The organism is Streptomyces sp. NPDC040432, from assembly GCF_055595445.1.
Genome location: NZ_JBVIVP010000007.1, coordinates 120,779 through 139,412, shown reverse-complemented (window position 1 = coordinate 139,412; position 18,634 = coordinate 120,779). Strand labels below are relative to the sequence as shown.

The 18,634-nt window shown below is 71.5% G+C and carries 19 protein-coding genes; 9 read left to right on the top strand and 10 right to left on the bottom strand.

Going from position 1 to position 18,634, the window contains the following annotated elements:
• Positions 1 to 64: 64 nt before the first annotated feature.
• The 5 genes from ACZ58N_RS17915 to ACZ58N_RS17895 all read left to right on the top strand — a co-directional run bounded on the left by ACZ58N_RS17915 (position 65) and on the right by ACZ58N_RS17895 (position 4,871).
• Positions 65 to 913, top strand: a complete 849-nt coding sequence (locus tag ACZ58N_RS17915; protein WP_471160420.1) for a tryptophan 2,3-dioxygenase family protein — start codon at positions 65 to 67, stop codon at positions 911 to 913.
• Positions 906 to 2,168 carry a kynureninase gene (gene kynU / locus ACZ58N_RS17910; RefSeq protein WP_471160417.1) on the top strand — a complete coding sequence of 421 codons (1,263 nt, stop codon included), beginning with the start codon at positions 906 to 908 and terminating at the stop codon, positions 2,166 to 2,168. The genes ACZ58N_RS17915 and kynU overlap by 8 nt, the downstream gene beginning before the upstream one ends.
• A gap of 173 nt (positions 2,169 to 2,341) precedes the next feature.
• Positions 2,342 to 3,223: an alpha/beta hydrolase gene (locus ACZ58N_RS17905; protein WP_471160415.1), complete on the top strand. Its 882-nt coding sequence runs from the start codon at positions 2,342 to 2,344 to the stop codon at positions 3,221 to 3,223.
• A 218-nt stretch (positions 3,224 to 3,441) separates the two neighbouring features.
• The gene (locus ACZ58N_RS17900) at positions 3,442 to 4,197 is read left to right on the top strand and encodes a hypothetical protein (RefSeq protein WP_471160412.1); all 756 of its coding nucleotides are present in this window, start codon (positions 3,442 to 3,444) and stop codon (positions 4,195 to 4,197) included.
• A gap of 185 nt (positions 4,198 to 4,382) precedes the next feature.
• Positions 4,383 to 4,871 (top strand): hypothetical protein, encoded by a 489-nt coding sequence (locus tag ACZ58N_RS17895; RefSeq protein WP_471160409.1) that lies wholly within the window; start codon positions 4,383 to 4,385, stop codon positions 4,869 to 4,871.
• A gap of 132 nt (positions 4,872 to 5,003) precedes the next feature.
• On the opposite strand, the gene ACZ58N_RS17890 is transcribed toward ACZ58N_RS17895, so the two are convergent.
• On the bottom strand, positions 5,004 to 6,287 hold the full coding sequence (locus ACZ58N_RS17890) for an adenylosuccinate synthase (protein ID WP_384377076.1): 1,284 nt from the start codon (positions 6,285 to 6,287) through the stop codon (positions 5,004 to 5,006).
• A 184-nt stretch (positions 6,288 to 6,471) separates the two neighbouring features.
• Here ACZ58N_RS17890 and ACZ58N_RS17885 point away from each other — a divergent pair, with 184 nt between their 5' ends.
• Entirely contained in the window at positions 6,472 to 7,290 is an 819-nt protein-coding gene (locus ACZ58N_RS17885) for a serine/threonine-protein kinase (protein ID WP_471160818.1), read from the top strand.
• Positions 7,291 to 7,590: 300 nt separating this feature from the next.
• On the opposite strand, the gene ACZ58N_RS17880 is transcribed toward ACZ58N_RS17885, so the two are convergent.
• Positions 7,591 to 7,965, bottom strand: coding sequence for a VOC family protein (locus tag ACZ58N_RS17880; protein ID WP_471160406.1), 375 nt, complete (start codon positions 7,963 to 7,965; stop codon positions 7,591 to 7,593).
• Positions 7,966 to 8,058: 93 nt separating this feature from the next.
• On the opposite strand from ACZ58N_RS17880, the gene ACZ58N_RS17875 reads away from it, so the two are divergent.
• Both ACZ58N_RS17875 and ACZ58N_RS17870 read left to right on the top strand, forming a co-directional pair.
• Positions 8,059 to 8,448 (top strand): Mth938-like domain-containing protein, encoded by a 390-nt coding sequence (locus ACZ58N_RS17875; RefSeq protein WP_471160404.1) that lies wholly within the window; start codon positions 8,059 to 8,061, stop codon positions 8,446 to 8,448.
• 137 nt (positions 8,449 to 8,585) lie between these two features.
• Positions 8,586 to 9,176, top strand: a complete 591-nt coding sequence (locus ACZ58N_RS17870) for a hypothetical protein (protein WP_471160401.1) — start codon at positions 8,586 to 8,588, stop codon at positions 9,174 to 9,176.
• A 128-nt stretch (positions 9,177 to 9,304) separates the two neighbouring features.
• Here ACZ58N_RS17870 and ACZ58N_RS17865 read toward each other — a convergent pair whose 3' ends face one another.
• The 7 genes from ACZ58N_RS17865 to ACZ58N_RS17835 form a co-directional block, all read right to left on the bottom strand.
• Entirely contained in the window at positions 9,305 to 10,522 is a 1,218-nt protein-coding gene (locus ACZ58N_RS17865) for a cytochrome P450 (RefSeq protein WP_471160398.1), read from the bottom strand.
• A gap of 330 nt (positions 10,523 to 10,852) precedes the next feature.
• A complete protein-coding gene (locus ACZ58N_RS17860) occupies positions 10,853 to 11,512 on the bottom strand; it encodes a response regulator (protein ID WP_471160396.1) in 660 nt (219 codons plus the stop codon).
• On the bottom strand, positions 11,509 to 12,834 hold the full coding sequence (locus tag ACZ58N_RS17855; protein WP_471160393.1) for a sensor histidine kinase: 1,326 nt from the start codon (positions 12,832 to 12,834) through the stop codon (positions 11,509 to 11,511). Before ACZ58N_RS17855 ends, ACZ58N_RS17860 begins: the two co-directional genes overlap by 4 nt.
• 87 nt (positions 12,835 to 12,921) lie before the next feature.
• The gene (locus ACZ58N_RS17850) at positions 12,922 to 13,593 is read right to left on the bottom strand and encodes a response regulator (protein ID WP_471160390.1); all 672 of its coding nucleotides are present in this window, start codon (positions 13,591 to 13,593) and stop codon (positions 12,922 to 12,924) included.
• Positions 13,590 to 14,927: a histidine kinase gene (locus ACZ58N_RS17845; RefSeq protein ID WP_471160387.1), complete on the bottom strand. Its 1,338-nt coding sequence runs from the start codon at positions 14,925 to 14,927 to the stop codon at positions 13,590 to 13,592. The genes ACZ58N_RS17850 and ACZ58N_RS17845 overlap by 4 nt, the downstream gene beginning before the upstream one ends.
• Positions 14,920 to 16,221, bottom strand: coding sequence for an acyltransferase family protein (locus ACZ58N_RS17840; protein ID WP_471160384.1), 1,302 nt, complete (start codon positions 16,219 to 16,221; stop codon positions 14,920 to 14,922). The genes ACZ58N_RS17845 and ACZ58N_RS17840 overlap by 8 nt, the downstream gene beginning before the upstream one ends.
• Entirely contained in the window at positions 16,214 to 17,272 is a 1,059-nt protein-coding gene (locus ACZ58N_RS17835) for an alpha/beta hydrolase (protein ID WP_471160381.1), read from the bottom strand. Before ACZ58N_RS17835 ends, ACZ58N_RS17840 begins: the two co-directional genes overlap by 8 nt.
• A gap of 200 nt (positions 17,273 to 17,472) precedes the next feature.
• Between ACZ58N_RS17835 and ACZ58N_RS17830 the strand changes: the two genes are divergently transcribed.
• Positions 17,473 to 17,964: an HIT family protein gene (locus ACZ58N_RS17830; RefSeq protein ID WP_471160378.1), complete on the top strand. Its 492-nt coding sequence runs from the start codon at positions 17,473 to 17,475 to the stop codon at positions 17,962 to 17,964.
• Between the two features lie 32 nt (positions 17,965 to 17,996).
• On the opposite strand, the gene ACZ58N_RS17825 is transcribed toward ACZ58N_RS17830, so the two are convergent.
• On the bottom strand, positions 17,997 to 18,584 hold the full coding sequence (locus ACZ58N_RS17825) for a LysE family translocator (protein ID WP_471160376.1): 588 nt from the start codon (positions 18,582 to 18,584) through the stop codon (positions 17,997 to 17,999).
• Between the last annotated feature and the right edge of the window lie 50 nt (positions 18,585 to 18,634).

Sequence of the window (18,634 nt, the reverse complement as noted above, 5' to 3'; positions counted from 1 at the left end):
GGGCTCCACTTACCTCACGGAAGGAGCGGACCGCTACCCGGAAGCACGTGTCGAGGAGACAGAAATGTCGCACGCCCTTGATGCCTCCGGAGCCGGTTCGGACACCCCGAACCTCGACTTCGCCGGCACGACCCCCTACGAGGACTACGTCCAGGCGGACGTCCTCACCCACCTCCAACAGCTCCGCTCGGACGACCCCGGCGAGATGGTCTTCCTGGTCACGACCCAGGTCATGGAGCTGTGGTTCACGGTCATCGTCCACGAGTGGGAGACCGCGGCCCGCGCGCTGCGCGAGGACGACATCCCCGTCGCGATGGACGCGCTGAAACGATCCCTCCGCGAGCTGGAGGCCCTGAACGCCTCTTGGCGCCCCCTCGCGCAGCTCACCCCCGGCCAGTTCAACTCGTACCGGTCCGCCCTCGGCGAGGGCTCCGGATTCCAGTCCGCGATGTACCGGCGGATGGAGTTCCTGCTCGGCGACAAGTCCGCGTCGATGCTGGTTCCGCACCGCGGCGCCCCGCGCGTCCACGCCGAGCTGGAGAAGGCACTCCAGGAGCCCGGCCTCTACGACGAGACCCTGCGCCTGCTCGCGCGCCGCGGCCTGCCCGTCCCGGAGCGGGTCCTGGAGCGGGACCTGGCGACGCGCTACGAACCGTCGCCCGAGGTCGAGGCCGTCTGGACCGCCCTGTACTCCGAGCCCGCCGGTGAGCACTCCGACCTGCACCGACTCGGCGAGGTGCTCACGGACGTGGCCGAGCTGGTCTGGCGCTGGCGCAACGACCACCTGGTGGCGACCCGCCGCGCGATGGGCGCGAAGACGGGCACGGGCGGCTCTGCCGGGGTGGCCTGGCTGGAGAAGCGCGCGACGAAGAACGTGTTCCCCGAGCTCTGGACGGCCCGCAGCCATGTCTGACACGCACCCGATATCCGACCCGGTGGCCGGACCGGCGTCCGGAGCCGCCGCCGCGCCCCACCCGGCCGAGGCCGGCCTGCGGGCCCGCGCCGCCGAACGCGACGCGGCCGACGTGCTCGGCAAGCTCCGAGACCGGTTCACCCTGCCGGACGGGGTCGTCTACCTCGACGGCAACTCCCTCGGCGCCCTCCCGAACGGCGTCCCCGATGCCGTGGGCGACGTCGTGCGCCGCCAGTGGGGCGAACTGCTCATCCGCTCCTGGGACGAGAGCGGCTGGTGGACGGCCCCCGAGCGGATCGGCGACCGCATCGCCCCGCTGATCGGCGCCGGACCGGGACAGGTCACCGTCGGCGACTCCACCAGCGTCAACCTCTTCAAGGCCCTCGTCGGCGCGGCCCGGCTGGCCGGGCCCGGCCGCACCCGGATGCTGGTCGACGCCGCGACCTTCCCGACGGACGGCTACATCGCCGCCTCCGCCGCCCGGATGACCGGCCTGGAAGTCGTCGCCGTCGACCCGTCCGACGCGGCCTCGGAGATGACCTCCGAGACCGCGGTGGTGCTGCTCAACCACGTCGACTACCGCACGGGCCGGCTCCACGACCTGCCCGCCCTCACCGCCGCCGCGCACGCGGCGGGCGCACTGGTCGTCTGGGACCTGTGCCACTCGGCGGGCGCCCTGCCGGTGGGGCTCGACGCGCACGCCGTCGATCTCGCGGTCGGCTGCACGTACAAGTACCTCAACGGAGGGCCCGGTTCCCCGGCCTACATCTACGTGGCCGAACGCCACCAGGAGTCCTTCGACTCCCCGCTGCCCGGCTGGAACGGGCACGCGGAGCCCTTCGCGATGACCCCGGCCTACGAGCCCGCCCCGGGCGCGACCCGCGCGCGCGTCGGCACCCCGGACATCCTGTCCATGCTCGCGTTGGAAGCGGCCCTCGACGTCTGGGAGGGCGTGGACGTCGACGACGTCCGCGCCAAGTCCCTCGCGCTGACGGACTTCTTCCTCGAATGCGTCGAGGCGTACGTTCCGCACGGTCGCGTCGAGCCGGTCACCCCGGTCGGCCACGCCGCTCGCGGCAGCCAGGTCTCACTGCGCGCCGAGAACGCCCGCGAGGTCATGACGGAGCTCATCGCGCGGGGCGTCGTGGGGGACTTCCGGGCACCCGACGTCCTGCGCTTCGGGTTCACGCCGCTCTACGTCGGATTCGCCGACGTGGAGCGTGCGGCGCGGACACTGGGTCACATTTTCGGGTGACGCGGTAGCGAAACGTCACAGCACTCGGGTGGGCGGGGCCACGGCCCCGCCCACCCGCGACGAACCGGGCTCCGGCCGTCCGGGGGCGGGTTCGCGCCTGATACGGTCCCGCTCTGCCGGAACACCGGAACATCAGTCCCCGCTGTCACACGCGTTACCGAGAGGTTGAGCCGATGACGGACCCCGCAGTCGAACGGGACGCCGCCGAGGCCGCCTCGGCCTTCTCCCACCCTCCGGTCCTCCCCGACGCGACCGCCTCGTACGGGGAACACCCCGACCAGGTCATCGACTTCTACGCCCCGCACGGCGACGTCGGCGGTCCCGGCTCCGCCCCCCTGGTCGTCGTCCTGCACGGCGGGGCCTGGCGCGCCCCCTACGACCGGCAGCACGTCACCCCACTCGCCGGCTTCCTCGCCCGCCAGGGCTTCGCCGTCGCCAACGTCGAGTACCGGCGCGGTAGTTCGCTGCCGCACCAGGGGGTGGACGGTCCCGTCGCGGGACGCTGGCCCGAGACCTTCGACGACGTCGCCGCCGCGATGGACGCCCTCCCCGGATTGGCCGCGGCCGCGCTCCCCCGGGCCGACCCGCGCCGCACGGTCGTGACCGGCCACTCCGCCGGCGGCCACCTCGCGCTGTGGGCCGCGGCCCGGCACGTACTGCCCGTCGGCTCCCCGTGGCGGCTGGACGGCCCGCCGGACCTGCGCGGGGTGGTGGCGTTGGCCCCGATCGCCGACTTCGCCGCGGCCGAGGAGCTGGAGGTGTGCGGCGGCGCGTCCGCGCAGCTGCTGGGCGGCGCCGCGCACTGGGCGGAGCGACTGCCCTTCGCGGACCCGGCGGCCCTGCTCCCGACGGGCATCGCCACCGCCGTCGTCCACGGGCGGGACGACATCGTGGTCCCGCACGCGGTCGCGGAGTCGTACGTCGCCGCGGCGGCGAAGGCGGGGGAGACCGTCGGGCTGACCCTGCTCGACGGGGTCGGCCACTTCCCCCTGATCGACCCGGCGGCGGACGCCTGCGCGGTGGTCTCCGAGGAGATCGCACAACTGGGCTGGTAGGCGGGGCGGAACGAGGCGTCCACCAGCGGAACGAGGTGTCCACCGGCGGAACGAGGCATCCACCAGGGCCGGTTCGCCCGCCGGCCGGCTGCTCCGTGGCCCCGTCGACGGGTCCGACCCCCGGGCCCGAACCGCACCCCGAGAACGCCCCGCAAGCGCCCGGAGGAAGGCTGTCCTCCACTCGCCCGCGATGTCAACATCGGTACATGCGGGGGGACTTGGCTGACACGGGTGAGAACAAGGACAGGCTGCTCGTCGAGCGGTTCATGGAGCCGGACGGGAATTCCGTACTCGACGATCCGTACGTGCGGACGCTCCAAGCGGTCCGATTCTGGGGCGGATTGGCGATGGCCCTGCTGGTGAAGGTGCCGATCGTGCTGGGCGAGGGGAAGTACCTGCTGCTCTGGCTGGGGGACGGGCTGCTCAAGGTGGCGCTGACCCCCGTGCTGTTGCTGCTCAGCGTGCCGCTGGTGGTGGCGGTGTTCATCGCCTGCGCCCGGCCCGGGCACCGGGGGCGGATGCGGGCGCGGCTGCGCGGACCGCTGATCGCGGTCGGTGCGTTCGTCGGGCACGCGGCGCTCGTGGGGGTGGCGGCCGCCCTCATCGTGCTGGTCCCGGCCCACTTCGGTGCCCGGGCGCCCCTGACCTACCTGTCCATCGTCGTGGGAATCGTCCTGGCGGGCCGGGGGATCGCCTTCGTCATCCACGCGGTACCCGCGGCGTCCCGGCACATGTTCCGCACCGTGGAGGTCCACCAGGCCCTGCCCGCGCTGTTGACGGTCGTGCTCGCCTGGGAGTTCGCGATCCAGAGCGTCTTCTACCCGTTCGGAGGCCGGCCCGACGACACCTGGACGCTGCCCGTCGGGGGCGCGATGGCGACCACGGCGGTGGCGGCCTTCGAAATCTTCCGGCTCCACACCCGGCACGGCGTCACCCTGCGCACGTACTCGGCGCCGACGGCGGGGGCCGCGTAGCCGGTCGGCCTGGGTCGACACCCACGGGCGGGCGGGAGACGATGGGAACCGGCGGACCCGTCCGGCCCCACGGCCGCCGTGCCGGTCCCGCGGGCCTTCGAAGGGGCCGCGCGCGGCAACGTACGCGCCTGCCACCTCACACCCCTCACTCCTTCTCGCTCCCTCTCCCGCACGGGAGGAACACCATGAACCGACGCATGCGTCTGACCCTGCTCACCCCCGTCGTGGTGGGTTCGCTCGCTCTCGGGTCCACCGCCTTCGCCCGGGCCCCGTCGGCCCCCGCGGCCGTTCCCGCCGCCACGTGCTCGCTGTCCGGCGTCCTACCGGACGGCACGGTGAACGTCTCGGGCGGCGGGTTCCTGCCGGGGCCCGCCTACCTGGAATCGTCCACGGGCATCGGCGCCGGCTTCAGCATGAGTCCGGACGGCACCTTCACGATCGCCAAGCAGAAGAAGGACGCCACGTACTCGGTGAAGCAGGGCTCCACCGTGACCCGGTGCAGTGGCGGGGGCACCACCACGAACCCGACCGGCACCACGCTGAAGGCCGGCATCGTCGCCGGCTGGGACGCCGTCAGGGCGAACTGCGCCGCGACGGCGCCGGCATCGGCGAACCAGCAGTTCAGCCAGGGCTGGAACAAGGGCGCAGCCGTGGCGCGGGAAGCCTTCTGCTGACCCGGACGGGCGGCCCCGGAACGCCCGAGCGGGGCGGTCGGCGAACGTGCCGACCGCCCCGCTCGGGCGTTGTCGCGAGGGGGTTTCCCTCCGTGGTGATTCCCCCTGCGGGGATTCCCTCCGCGGGGATTCCTACAGGAACGAGTTGATCTCGATCGTCTCGGTGCGGCCGGGGCCGACGCCGATCGCGGAGATCGGAGCGCCCGACATCTCCTCCAGGGCCTTGACGTACGCCTGCGCGTTCTTCGGGAGGTCCGCGAAGGTCTTGGCCTTGGTGATGTCCTCGGACCAGCCGGGGAGGGTTTCGTAGATCGGCTTCGCGTGGTGGAAGTCCGACTGCGAGTACGGGAGCTCCTCGACGCGCTTGCCGTCGATCTCGTACGCGACGCAGACGGGGATCTCCTCCCAGCCGGTCAGGACGTCCAGCTTGGTGAGGAAGAAGTCCGTCAGACCGTTCACGCGGGTCGCGTAGCGGGCGATCGGGGCGTCGAACCAGCCGCAGCGGCGGTCACGGCCGGTGGTGACACCACGCTCGCCACCGATGCGGCGCAGGGCCTCGCCGTCCTCGTCGAACAGCTCCGTCGGGAACGGACCGGCGCCGACGCGGGTGGTGTACGCCTTGAGGATGCCGATGACGCGGCTGATCTTCGTCGGGCCCACGCCGGTGCCGGTGCAGGCGCCGCCGGCGGTCGGGTTCGAGGAGGTCACGAAGGGGTACGTGCCGTGGTCGACGTCGAGCAGGGTGCCCTGGCCGCCCTCGAAGAGCACGACCTTGTCCTCGTCCAGCGCGTTGTTGAGGATCAGGGTGGTGTCGGCGACGTAGCCCTTGATCTGGTCCGCGTACTGGAGCATCTCCTCCACGATCGCGGAGGCCTCGATCGCGCGGCGGTTGTACAGCTTCGCGAGGAGCTGGTTCTTGCCCTCCAGCGCCGCTTCGACCTTCTGGGTGAGGATCGACTCGTCGTACAGGTCCTGCACGCGGATACCGACGCGGTTGATCTTGTCCGCGTAGGTCGGGCCGATGCCGCGGCCGGTCGTACCGATCTTGCGCTTGCCGAGGAAACGCTCGCCGACCTTGTCGAGGGTGACGTTGTACGGCGTGATCAGGTGCGCGTTGCCGCTGATGAGCAGCTTGGAGGTGTCGATGCCGCGCTCGTTCAGGCCGCGAAGCTCGGAGAGCAGGACGGCCGGGTCGACGACGACACCGTTGCCGATGACCGGGGTGCATCCGGGTGAGAGGATGCCGGAGGGGAGAAGGTGCAGTGCGTACTTCTGGTCACCGACGACGACCGTGTGGCCGGCGTTGTTACCACCCTGGTATCGCACTACATAGTCAACGGATCCACCGAGCAGGTCGGTGGCCTTTCCCTTGCCCTCGTCACCCCACTGAGCTCCGAGCAGCACAAGAGCGGGCACAGGCGTACACCTCTTCCGGATGGGGCATGTCCAAGGTCAGGGGGCGTACGACGATGTACACCGCAGGCTGAGCCGTCGGACCGGTGCCCCGGAATAGACGAAGGCCCTGGCGCAATAGCGCAAGGGCCTCTTGCACAAAGATGCTACCCGAGGAAGGACCGAGGTGTCGGCTCCAGAGCCCACCATGAGCCACGCGGGCGCGCCGGTAGGCGGCCTGCTCGTGCTCGTCGACCCGGTCGCCCGCCGTCTTGACGGCGAGTCCGTGCGAATCGCGAAGGATGTGTTGTCAGCGGGAGCGGCGGCGAAAATCTGCCTCCCGGATTCGCAGGAGGAATTTGCGCGGGCGCTCGCCCGCCGGGGTCATCGGCGGCCGGTGATCGTGGGCGACGACCGCGCGCTGGTCCGCACGGTGGGGCTGCTGCACCGGGAACGGGAACGGGGGATGGGCGAGGGCGCCCTCTCCCTGGTCCCCGTCGGCCCACCGGGCTCCCTGGCGCTGGCCGGGGCCCTCGGGGTGCCGCTTTCGGCGGTGCCGGCGGCGCGGGCCGCCCTGGACGGGGTGAGCCGCTCCCGGGACCTCCTCGTCGACGACAGCGACGGCGTGGTGCTGGGCGGGCTGCGGATCCCGCCACCCCCGCGCACCCTCACGGTGACGCGCTGGGGCGGTACGTACCGTTCCCTGTTGCGGACGCTGCTGCCGAGCCCGTCCGGGCCCGAGGCGCACCCGGTGCACCGGCTGCGGATCGAGGTCGACGGCGTGGTCCTGGCGGACCTGGACCACCCCGTCGAGGACGTCGCCGTGCGCACCCCGGAGCCCGGCGGGCCCGCTGAGGTGGTGGTCCGACTGTCGGGCGGCCTGCCGCTGACGGGCCGGGCCGAGACGGTCACGGTGTCCGGGGCGGACTTCCGCTACCGGGCCAACCAGGTCCTGACGGGGCCGGTCCGGCGGCGGACGTGGACGCTGCGCCGGTCGGCCTGGTCCCTGACCCTGCCGCGGGCCTAGCGGCGGGGGCGGGGGCGGGGCGGGCCTCGTCGGTCGGGCCGGCGGTCGGTCAGCGGTCGGACAGGTCCGTGGCGGCGGCCTCGATCAGGTCCGTCACCGCGCCCGGCTGGGAGGCCAGGGAGGCGTGCGAGGGGCCTCTCTCGGGGCGGGTGGGGGGCGTGTCCGGATGTGCTGTCCACGCCGGGCAGGGCCCCGGGGCTCCGACACCGCAGTGCGGGGCGCGCCGCGACGCCCGTCCTGCGCCGGCTGTCGTCCCGCGGCCGTGGCCCCGGTCGTCGTCCCGGCCGTCGCCGTCCGGTCTCACAGCGGTTGGAGTACGGACAGGACGTTGCCCGCCGGGTCCTTGAACCAGGCGATGGGCGGGCCCCCGTCGCCGCGGACGATGCCCTTGGCGTCGGTGTCGAAGCCCGGGTACCGCTCGAAGACGACTCCGGCCGCCGTGAGCTCGTCGACCGCCCGCTCGACGTCGGGTACGGGGAAGTTGAGGATCGTGAAGCCGGCCGGCTCGTGGTCGTCCTTCGGGTACACCAGCACGTCGGTGTCGCCCGCGAGGTGCAGGACGAGCATGCCGTTCTCCTCGCCGACGCGCAGGCCGAGCGTGCCTCCGTAGAACTCCTTGGCCCGGGGGATGTCGTCGACCGCGAATCCGCTGAACGCCTTGATGTCTTCGAACATGATCAGTCCTTCGACGTGCCGCAGCCCCCTGTCCCATCGTCCACCGGGAGGCGGCCGGAGTCGACCGGGACCGGTGCTGGGATGCTGGTGTTCATGACAGGTATGCGCGCCGCCGACGGTCCTCCCTCCCCACGGATCACCGCCCTCGCATGGGGCCGGATGGAGATCGACGGGCCGGCCACGGGTAAGGACTTCGTGCTGTACCCGGGCGGGGGGCACCCCTGGGACTGGGCCGAGCACGGCACCCGGCACGACCCTGGGATCCAACCCGGCGACGTACGCGAGCTGCTGGACCGGGGCGCCGACGTGGTCGTCCTCAGCCTCGGCGTGCACCGGCGGCTGAAGGTGGCGCCGGAAACGCTGGAGTTGCTCCGCGCGGCCGGTGTGGAGGTGCACCTGGCGGAGACCTCCGAGGCCGTCGACCTGTACAACGTCCTGGCCGCCACCCGTCGGGTCGGCGGGCTCTTCCACTCGACCTGCTGACACCCCGGGCTGCCCGCCTCAGTCGCCCCACCCGTAGGCCCTTTTCACCGTCTGCGCGAAACGCCTGACGGGTCGTCCGCTCCGTGGCACGTTGGACCGCGTCGCTGCACGAACGAACGACATCGGAGGGGACCCGCATGCCGAAGTACGCCAAGTCCGCGGCCGAAGCCGACCAGAACCTCAGGGACTACTGCGAGGAGATCGGGTTCGACCCCGAATGGGTGCCCGCGAGCAAGTGGAACCTGTCGGTCGGGATCGCGCAGAACCCCGAACACGGCTTCGAGCAGGCCCGCAAGACCATCGACAGCGACCGGGAGGACATCGTCCGGTCGGGCGCGAAGGACGCGCGCAAGGCCACGTTGGCCGGGGACGCGAGCGGGCTGCTGGCGGCGGTGAAGGCGCACTACAGCCTCAAGGACACACTGGTCCCGACCATCCTCAAGCAGTGCGCCGACGCGTACGTGGGCGGCGAACGCATCAACCTGGGCCTCGGCGGCTCCGCGATGGACGCCGACACCTACGGCGAACTGCGTGACGAGTGGCGGCAGGCCGCCGCGCTCGCCGGGGGCGGCATCTTCACGGAGTTCGTCAGCCACGCCCCGCAGGACAAGGCCGCCCTCGGCAAGGGGTCCGTCGGGGGGACCCTCGCCCGGCGCAAGGTGCAGGGGAATCTGCTGGTGAAGGTCAACGGGGTCCGGTTCAACATGCATGTCGACATCGCCGACTGACGGAGCGGCGACTGGCAGAACGCCGACTGACGCCGACTTACGGACCGGCGGCTGATGGAACGGCGACCGAAGATGGAGCGACTGACGGAACCGCGGCGGCCGGGTTGCCCGGCCGCCGGGCGCGTCGCTTAGAACTCCACGAGCAGCTCGCGCAGGCCACGGATGACGTAGCCGTCCTGCCACCGGGGCTCTCGTACCAGCCGCAGCGGCGGGAGGCCCGGCTCCAGCAGGGCCCCGAACGAGGCCGCCAGCTCCAGTCGGGCCAGGGGTGCCCCCAGGCAGTAGTGGATGCCCGCCCCGAAGGTCAGATGCGGGTTGTCGACCCGCTTCAAGTCCAGTTCATCCGGGTTTGTGAAACGTGCGGGGTCCCGGTTGGCAGAACCGAAGAGCAGGGCGACCTCGGCTCCACGGGGGATGAAAGTGCCTCCGACCTGGATGTCTTCGAGAACCCAGCGCTCGAACAGCTGGAGGGGCGTGTCATAGCGCATTAGTTCATCCACAGCTGTGGACAACTTTTTCGGATCCGCCGCTCCGCGATCCGCACGGAGCTCCGCGAGCTGTTCCGGATTGCGGAAAAGGGCCCACCAGCCGTTCACCGTCGTATTGACGGTCGCCTCGTGCCCGGCGTTCAGCAGGAGCACGCAGGTGGAGATCATCTCCTGTTCGCTGAGGCGTCCCTCGTCGTCGTGGGCGGCGATCAGCCCGGAGATCAAATCCGTCCCGGGGCGCGTGCGGCGTTCCGCGATCAGCTCTCGCAGGTACGCACTGAACTCCACACTCGCTGTCACGGCACGCCGCGCGGTCTCCTCGTCCGGCCGCAGCTCGAACATGCCGCAGATGTCCGCCGACCACGGGCGCAACAGGCCCCGGTCCGCCGCCGGGATGCCGAGCAACTCCGCGATGACCGCCACCGGCAGTGGTTCGGCGACCGCCGTCAGCAGGTCCCCACCCCCGTCCTTCCGCAGCCCGTCCACCAGTTCCCGCGCCAGCCGTTCCACCTCGGGGGCGAGCCGCTCAACGGTGCGTGGGGTGAACGCCTTTGCCACCAGGCGACGCACCCGTCCGTGCGCGGGATCCTCCAGGTCCAACATGCCGTTGTCGTTGAGCGTGTGGAACGGCTCGTGCTCCGGCGGCGGGGCCTCCCGGCCGAACTCCTCGTGCGAGAAACGGTGCAGGTACGTACGGCCCAGCCGACGGTCCCGCAGCAGCGCGTTCACATCGTCGTAGTGCGGCACCAACCACTGCCCGGTCGCCTCGGACCACAGGGCCCGCCCCTGCGCCCGCAACTCACGGTAGGCGGGGTACGGATCGGCTACGAACGCGGCGTCCCACGGATCAAAACCCATCCTCGCAGCGTAAGCCGTTTCCCCTGGGCGACAAGGGGCCGCCGCTCCACCCGCCGGGAGGAGCCGGCGGGACCGATCCGACGGAGGACGCCCGCAGCTCGTACACCAGTGCACGAGTTGTGCGTAGGAACCAGGTCGAGTCACGTTGACGGAAAGGGGCTCACCGACCGTGATGGTGACGCGCGGGCATCCCGAGCTTGCCGCTTCGTGATACCCCGGCAGGCGGACGTGACGGGCACTCAATCCGAGGTTGCGAAGTTCCCCCCCACCTGCGCGCACTGACGCACCTGCACGCACTGACCGGGCTCGGACGGCAGGTGGCGTCGGGCGCTACGCCGGCGTTACGAGTCGGGTCTCGTAGGCGAACACCGCCGCCTGAGTCCGGTCGCGGAGACCCAGTTTCACCAGGATCCGACTCACGTGCGTCTTGATCGTCGACTCCGCGACCATCAGCCGGTCCGCTATCTCGGAGTTGGACAGGCCTTGGGCGATGAGGACCAGCACCTCCGTTTCCCGTTCCGTCAGTTCGGTCACCCCCGCCGGATCGGCGAGGCGGGGAGACTCCGCCAGCTTGGAGAACTCCACGATCAACCGCTTCGTCACCGAGGGGGCCAACAGGGCCTCACCGGCAGCGACCACCCGCACCCCGTCCGCCAGCTGCCGGGCGGACGCGTCCTTCAGCAGGAACCCGGACGCACCCGCCCGCAGCGCCTGGTACACGTACTCGTCGAGGTCGAAGGTGGTCAGGACCAGGACCTTCGCGTCCGTGTCGGAAGCCACGATCTGCCGCGTCGCCTCCAAGCCGTTCATCACCGGCATCCGGATGTCCATCAACACCACGTCCGGCCGCAGCGCCGCGACCTGGGCGATGGCCTGCCGGCCGTCGACGGCCTCGCCCACGACCTCGATGCCGTCCATCGCGTTCAGCAGGACCGAGAAGCCCTCGCGGACCATCATCTGGTCGTCGACGATCAGCACTCTGATCGTCATTTCGACTCCTCCACCGGCTCCGGCCGGCTGCGCACCGGTATGAACACCGCGACCTCGTACCCGCCGTCGGCGCTCTCCCCGGCGGTCATCTCACCCTCCAGCATGGCCACCCGCTCCCGCATCCCGGTGATCCCGTGGCCCGCTCCGGGCGAAGGACGCACATCGCCGACCGGCGGGCCGTTCACGACCCGTACGCCCAGACCACCCAGCACGTAGGACACCTCCACCCCGGCCACCGCGCCCGGCGCGTGCCGCAGGCTGTTGCTCAGGGCCTCCTGAATGATCCGGTACGCCGACAGCTCCACCCCCTGCGGCAGCTCCCGCACGGCACCGGTGACGGTCTTCTCCACATGCAGACCGGCCTCCCGCACATTGGCCAGCAGTCCCTCCAACGAGGCCAGCGTCGGCTGCGGCGCGTCCGGCGCCTCGTAGTCCGCGGAACGGACCACACCCAACACCCGGCGCAGCTCCGTCAGCGCGGCCACCGCGTTCTCCCGGATGGTGACGAACGCCGCCTCCAGCTCCGGCGGCGGGTTCTTCACCCGGTACGGGGCCGCCTCCGCCTGGATCGCCACCACCGACATGTGATGGGCGACCACGTCGTGCAACTCCCGCGCGATCGTCGTCCGCTCCTCCAGGAGCGTCCGCCGGTCCCGCTCGACGGCCGTGACCTCCTGTTGCGCCGTGACCTCCTGCCGCGCCTCCCGACGGGTGTTGCGCACCGTGACGATCAGCAACGCGACCGCCGAGGCGAAGGCCATCGGGGCGACCTGGCCCGCGTCGGTCCTGCCGACCATGATCGGCAGGACCGCGCCGAACACCACCGTGATGGCCCACATCCAGCCGGCCACCCGCGGACGCGTCCGCGCCGCCACCACCGTCACCGTCGCGAGGTAGGCCACGAAGGTGCTCGGCGCCCACGGCCAGGTGAAGCTCTGGCTGTGCAGAATGGAGAGCACGGCGGTGGCCGCCAAGGCCGCCCAGAAGGCCCCCACGGGACGGACCAGGGTCATCAGCAGCGGCGTCGCCGCGATCAGTCCCATCACCAGGTGCTGGAAGGGCACACCGCCGAGGTTGTAGGCACTCGGCAGCAGGACCACGAAGAAGGCCATCGCGCATATCGCCGCGTGCGGCAGATAGGCCGCCCTGCCGGCCATCTTCGGGGACAGCCGCCGCGTCAGCGGCCCGTCCGTACGCATCGGCGGAAGCGGACGGTAGGCGAAGGCATCGGTGATCAGGTCATCACGCAGGCTCTGCACGATGCCTGTGGCCATCCGCAATTCTGGCGGCCGGGGGGTCGCCCCGGTGGTCGTCTCGGTCATACATGAACCGTAGGCGGGGGCCGGCGTCGCCCGCGTCGGCAGGGAAGGGGATTTCCGGGGGTCCCTCTCAGGTACTACAGGGGCCCCTCAGTAGCCCGACGGACGGACCAGACCCGTCTCGTAGGCGAACACCGCCGCCTGCGTGCGATCTCGCAACCCCAGCTTGACCAGGACCCGACTCACATGAGTCTTCACGGTCTGTTCCGCCACGATCAGGTGCTCCGCGATCTCCGCGTTGGACAGGCCCTGGGCGATCAGCGACAGCACCTCCGTCTCCCGCTCCGTCAACGCGTCGATCCGTGCCTTCGACGGCGCCCGCGGCGCCCCCAACCGGGAGAACTCGGTGATCAGACGCTTCGTGAGGTTCGGCGACAGCAGTGCCTCACCGCCGGCCACCACCCGCACCGCCTCGGCGAGCTGGTCCGCCGAGGCGTCCTTCAGGAGGAACCCGGAGGCGCCCGCCCGCAGCGCCTCGTATACGTATTCGTCGAGGTCGAAGGTGGTCAGCACGAGCACCCTCACCGCCGAACCGGGAGCGCGGGCGATGACCGAGGTCGCCTCGATCCCTCCCATGCCCGGCATGCGGATATCCATCAGCACCACGTCCGGAGCCAGCTCGGCGACCTTCGCCACCGCGTCCGCCCCGTCCACGGCCTGGCCGACCACCTCGATGTCCGGCTGCGCGTTGAGGAGCACGGTGAAGCCCTGCCGCACCATCATCTGGTCGTCGGCGATCATCACTCTGATCGGAGTGCTCATCTGTCCTTCTCGTTCGTCTCGGAGGAGGACCCGACCACCGGATCCAGGGGTAGCACGGCACTCACCTCGTAGCCGCCGTCGGGGCGTGGCCCCGCGGCCAGTTCGCCCCCCAGCATGCCCGCCCGTTCCCGCATCCCGAGCAGCCCGTGGCCCGCTCCCGGGGAGGGCGGCGCAGGCCGGGTCGGAGCGCTGTTCGCCACGCACAGGTGCAGATCGCGCGGCCCGTACGCGATGCCGACCTCGACCCGCGAACCGGGCGCGTGCCGCAAACAGTTGCTCAGCGCCTCCTGCACGATCCGGTACGCGGTCAGCTCGACGCCCGGCGTCAGCGGCCGGCGGACCCCCGCGGTCTCGGTGGTGACCTCCAACCCCGCGCTCCGCACGTTGTCGACGAGGCCTTCCAGTTCGGCGAGGGTCGGCTGCGGGTGATGGGGGTTGGCGGGATCCTCCGGCTGCTCTGAGCGGAGTACGCCCAACACCCGGCGCAGTTCGGTGAGGGCCTCCAGGGCGTTCTGCCGGATGCCCGCCAGGTTCTCCTTCAGTTCCTCGGACGGGTTCTCCACCAGGTGGGGGGCGACCTGCGCCTGGATGGAGATCACCGACATGTGGTGGGCGACCACGTCGTGCAACTCCCGTGCGATCCGGCTGCGCTCCTCCAGCAGGGTCCGCCGGGCCCGTTCCTCCTCGGCCACGTACTCCTGCACGACCAACTGTCGGCGGGCCGACCGCATCGCGCGCAGCGCGTACCCGAGGAGCCCGGCGACCCCGAAGAGGACGCCGCAGATGACGAACGTGCTCGCGCCCTGTACCGGCCCGAAGAACAACTCGGTGAGGCCGGTGAGGCCGGTGGAGAGGGCGACGACGGACACGGTGGTGCGGGGGGACACGCGGAGCGTCACCAGCAGGATGATCAGGGCGAAGGCCACGTACCCGCTCGGCAGCCAGGGCCAGGGCTCGTTCTGCCGTACGTGCGCGTGGGTCACACCGGCAGCCATTCCTGCGGTGAACAGGCCGAGCCACCAGGCGGGTATCGGGCGGAACAACGCGAGGGCGATGGAGGCACCGGTCAGCCCCGCCGCCACGACGGGGAAGACTCCGGCGAACCGGTAGTACTCAGTCAGTTCATGATGGGTGGTCAGGCCGAAGAAGAGCGCCATGAGCAGGACCACCGCGTGCGGCAGCCGGGCCGGCCACCGCGGTCGGTTCATCCTCGGCAGCGGATCGTGGCGCAGGGTGAAGAGCTCGCCGAATGGATCCCCGTGCTCGATGGGATCGGTCCGCGGGGACGTATCCATGGGCGCGGGCTGCTTGTTCACGTGGGTCAGCCTAGGCATGCGTGATCTCCTCGACGGCGGCCGGGCGAACCCGGACATCCTTCGGGCCCGGTACGTGGACGGTGGCCGGGGCCTGCCTCGGGGACGCGGACCGGACGGGGGACGGGGCCGGGCCGTCGCCCCGAACCGCCAGGGCGCGTGCCCGATGGCGTCGGGTGGGACGGCGTCGGGTGGGGCGGGGGTGTTCGTGGCCGCGGAACGCTGCCCAACAGACGGCCAGGGCGGCGGCGAACACCGGGAGCCAGAGCAACCTGGCGGCGATCCACGAAGCAGACGCGGGCGCGGTGTGCAGGCCGGGGACATCGGAGGAGAACAACAGCGCGACGGCCGTGACGGCCATCATCGCGGTCTGGTGCCAGAGGAAGACGGTCATCGCCGACAGGTTCACCCATGCCACCACCAACCAGACCCGGGGTCGCCGCAAAGCTCGTTCCAGCGGTGCTCCGAGCAGCAGGACCAGGCCGCACTGGGCCAGACCGAAGGCGACGGCGGCGGCCGTCGGCGGGTTCAGGTTCGACACCGACGCGCCGGGAACGCCCACCATCGACGCCGGGTACCCGCACCACAGCACCAGCGCCGCCGCGGCTCCCGCGCCACCGAGGAACAGGATCAGGGTCGACCGTCGCCCGGCGCACGCTCCCCGGGACCAGGAGGCGCCCAGGGTGTACGGAACGAGCCAGCCGGCGACGACATTGACCCAGCCGATCCACTCAGGGCCGTCGAAGGCGAACCGCCACACATCCACGGCCATCACCACGGCCGCCGGCCACACCGGCGGGAGCCGTGCGACCAGCGGTGTGGCCGCCGTGAGCATGGCGAACACCAACAGGAACCACAGCGGTGACCACACCAACCCGAGCAGTGTCATGACGGTGTCCCACTGGGCCCCTCCCCACAGCATCCCGCCCGTCGCGAGGCCCCACAGGCCGAGCACCGCGGCCACCGGACGGAACAGCCGGCCGAGCCGCTGCCCGACCCAGGTGCCGTACGGAATCCCGCGCGCTCGTGCCGAGGCGTGCCCCCGGGCCGCGACATGACCGCCGACCAGGAAGAACACGGCCAGGGTCTGGAACACCCAGGAGAGCGGAGTCAACCAGGGCTGGTGGGCCAGCGGGCTCATGGTCCTCAAGCCACCTTCGGCGGTCGTGGTCAGCGCGGTGACCAGCCAGTGCCCGAGGACCACCCCGAGGATCGCGAGAGCCCGCAGGGCGTCCACCGAACGGTCCCGGTGGGCGGGGGTGGCCCGGTCCACGCGCTCCGCGAGGGCGGACCAGCGGGCGGCGAGCCTAAGCATGCGGGACCTCCCCGGGGACGAGCGCGGCGGCCCGAGCCGAGTGGAGCGCGACCGTCGACGATCCGGCAACGGCGGCGCCGACCGGGGCCGGGGCGGTCGGCGCCCCGAGGACGATGCGGGCCAACGAGGCCAAGGAGGTGCTGCCCGACTTCAGGTAGTCGCTGTGGCCGGCGTTGCCCGCGTCGAAGGGACGGGCTCCGAAAGCACGCTTCACGGGGTCGGTACCGAAACCGACCGACCCGAGTCGGATGTGGGGGACGCCCCCTATCCAGTCCTCGGTGCCCCTGCCCGCCCACACCCGGGCCGCGGTGTGCAGTTCGGCGGCATTTTCGGCTCTCGTGCCGGGGCTGCCGTAGAGGGCTATGTCGGTCACCTTGGCGCCGGTCGTGGTGCGGGCGCAGACGACGGAGCCGTAGGAATGGCAGAGCAGCGAGATCCGGGCCCCTTCGACGGTGAGGTTCCGCAACCGGGAGAGGAAGGGCCCCAGTTCGGCGGCGGCGAGGTCGGCGCGGGCGGCCGTCAGGACGGTCGTGCTGACCGTGCCCGGTGTGTCGTACCCGAGCCAAGCCACCACGGCGGAGCGCGGATGATCCGCCTGGAGTCGTATCTGGAGCGCCACGGCTCCCTCACGAAAGTGTGCGTAGGTGTCCAGAGTGGTGTCGGAGCCGGGCACCAGGACCGCTATGCGATCGGCGGTGTCCAGATCGCCGAGCACCTCGACGGCCCGCCCCCGGCCCCGGCCGTCGAAGTCGAGGAACCTGGCAGGGCCCGCCTGCGCGGGCCCCGCGGGCGGAACCGGGGCCGCGGGTCCGGCCATGGCCCGCAGTTTCACGGACCGGGCGAGGCGGCTGGCGCCCTGTGCCCTGCGTGCCGCCTCCGTGAGGTTGTCGAGGTTGGCGGTGTAGCGCTCCTGCGCGGTCGCGGACTCGGCTAGCACCGCGGGCAAGGGCGCGGGAGTTTGTGGTGACGCCGCCGCGGACACGGGGAACACGACGGCTGCGGCAACGAGGCCGGCCAGCACGGTACGGCGGATGCGGTTCCCGGTGGTCATGGCGTGTCCCTCTTCCTTCTCCTGCGGTCCCGACCGGGCAAGCGCCCGCTCCGGTACCGAAGTTAGAAATCAGGAGCCCTCGTCGGCATCACGCTGCGGAGCCGCCTTCAGGCGTAGCTCTCAGGTATGACCGGCCCTACTCAAGAGCCATCTGGCGACCTCTTGGTCGGCGCCGTCGCGCCTTCGGATACGGTCCGGGGATGACCGACACCGACAAGCCGGCCGACTGGCGGAAGGACCGCATCGGCAGTGCGCACCGGGGGGAGAACCCCACCGTGCTGCGCCGCCTCGACTCCGGATTCGCAGCCATCGGCGACCGGCAGTTCCTTCCCGGGTACGCCGTGCTGCTGACCGACGACCCCGCGGTGACCCGGCTCTCCGACCTGCCGCCGGCGCGCCGCGCCGCGTACCTGACCGACCTGGAGCGGCTCGCGGAGGCCGTCGAGCGCGCCTGCGCGCGCCTCGACCCGGCGTTCCGCCGGCTGAACATCGAGATCCTCGGCAACACCGACCCGTACCTGCACGCCCACATCTGGCCCCGCTACGACTGGGAGGCGGACGACATCGTCCGGCTGCCGGTCTGGCTCTACGAGGACGAGGAGTTCTGGCGCGGCGACCGGTACGCGCTGGCCTCCCGCCACGACGCCGTACGGGCTGCCATCACGGAAGAGCTCGACCGGCTGGTCGGATAGCCCGTGGGGCGTGGGTAACCCCTACCCGCGAGCTAGGTGGCCGAGGTCGCCACCCGCACCCCGAAGCCGATCAGGACGACGCCCGTCACCCGGTCCATCGTCCGGCGGACGCGCGGGCGGGCGAAGAAGCGCCGGGCGCGGGACAAGAGATGGACGTAGGTGCTCAACCAGGCCACCGTCAACACCACGTGGACCAGCACCAGGAGCGCCATCCCCGCCGCCGCGGGCAGGCCGTCCGGGGTCAGCGAGGGCAGCAGACCGGTGTAGAACACGGCGATCTTCGGGTTGAGGGCGTTGGCGATCAGGCCGGTGCGCCAAGCGTCGGCCGCCGACGTCGGCGTCACCGGAGACCGCGTCCCGTCCCGCGCTCCGTCCCCGGCTCCGTCCAACGGTGCCCCGCCCGCACCGGGCCGGCGCAGGGACTGGATGCCGAGAAAGCACAGGTACGCCGCCCCCGCGAGCTTGACCACCAGGTACACCTCGGCGGAAGCGGCGAGCAGCGCGGCGAGTCCGGCCACCGTGAGGGCACCCCAGAGCAACAGCCCGGCTGCGATCCCACCCACCGTGCGCAGCCCGTCGGCCCGCCCGCGAGAGACGGCCCGCCTGGTCACGATGGCCATGTCGGGCCCCGGCCAGGACGCGCGGGCTCATCCGGCACAACAAGTCCTGC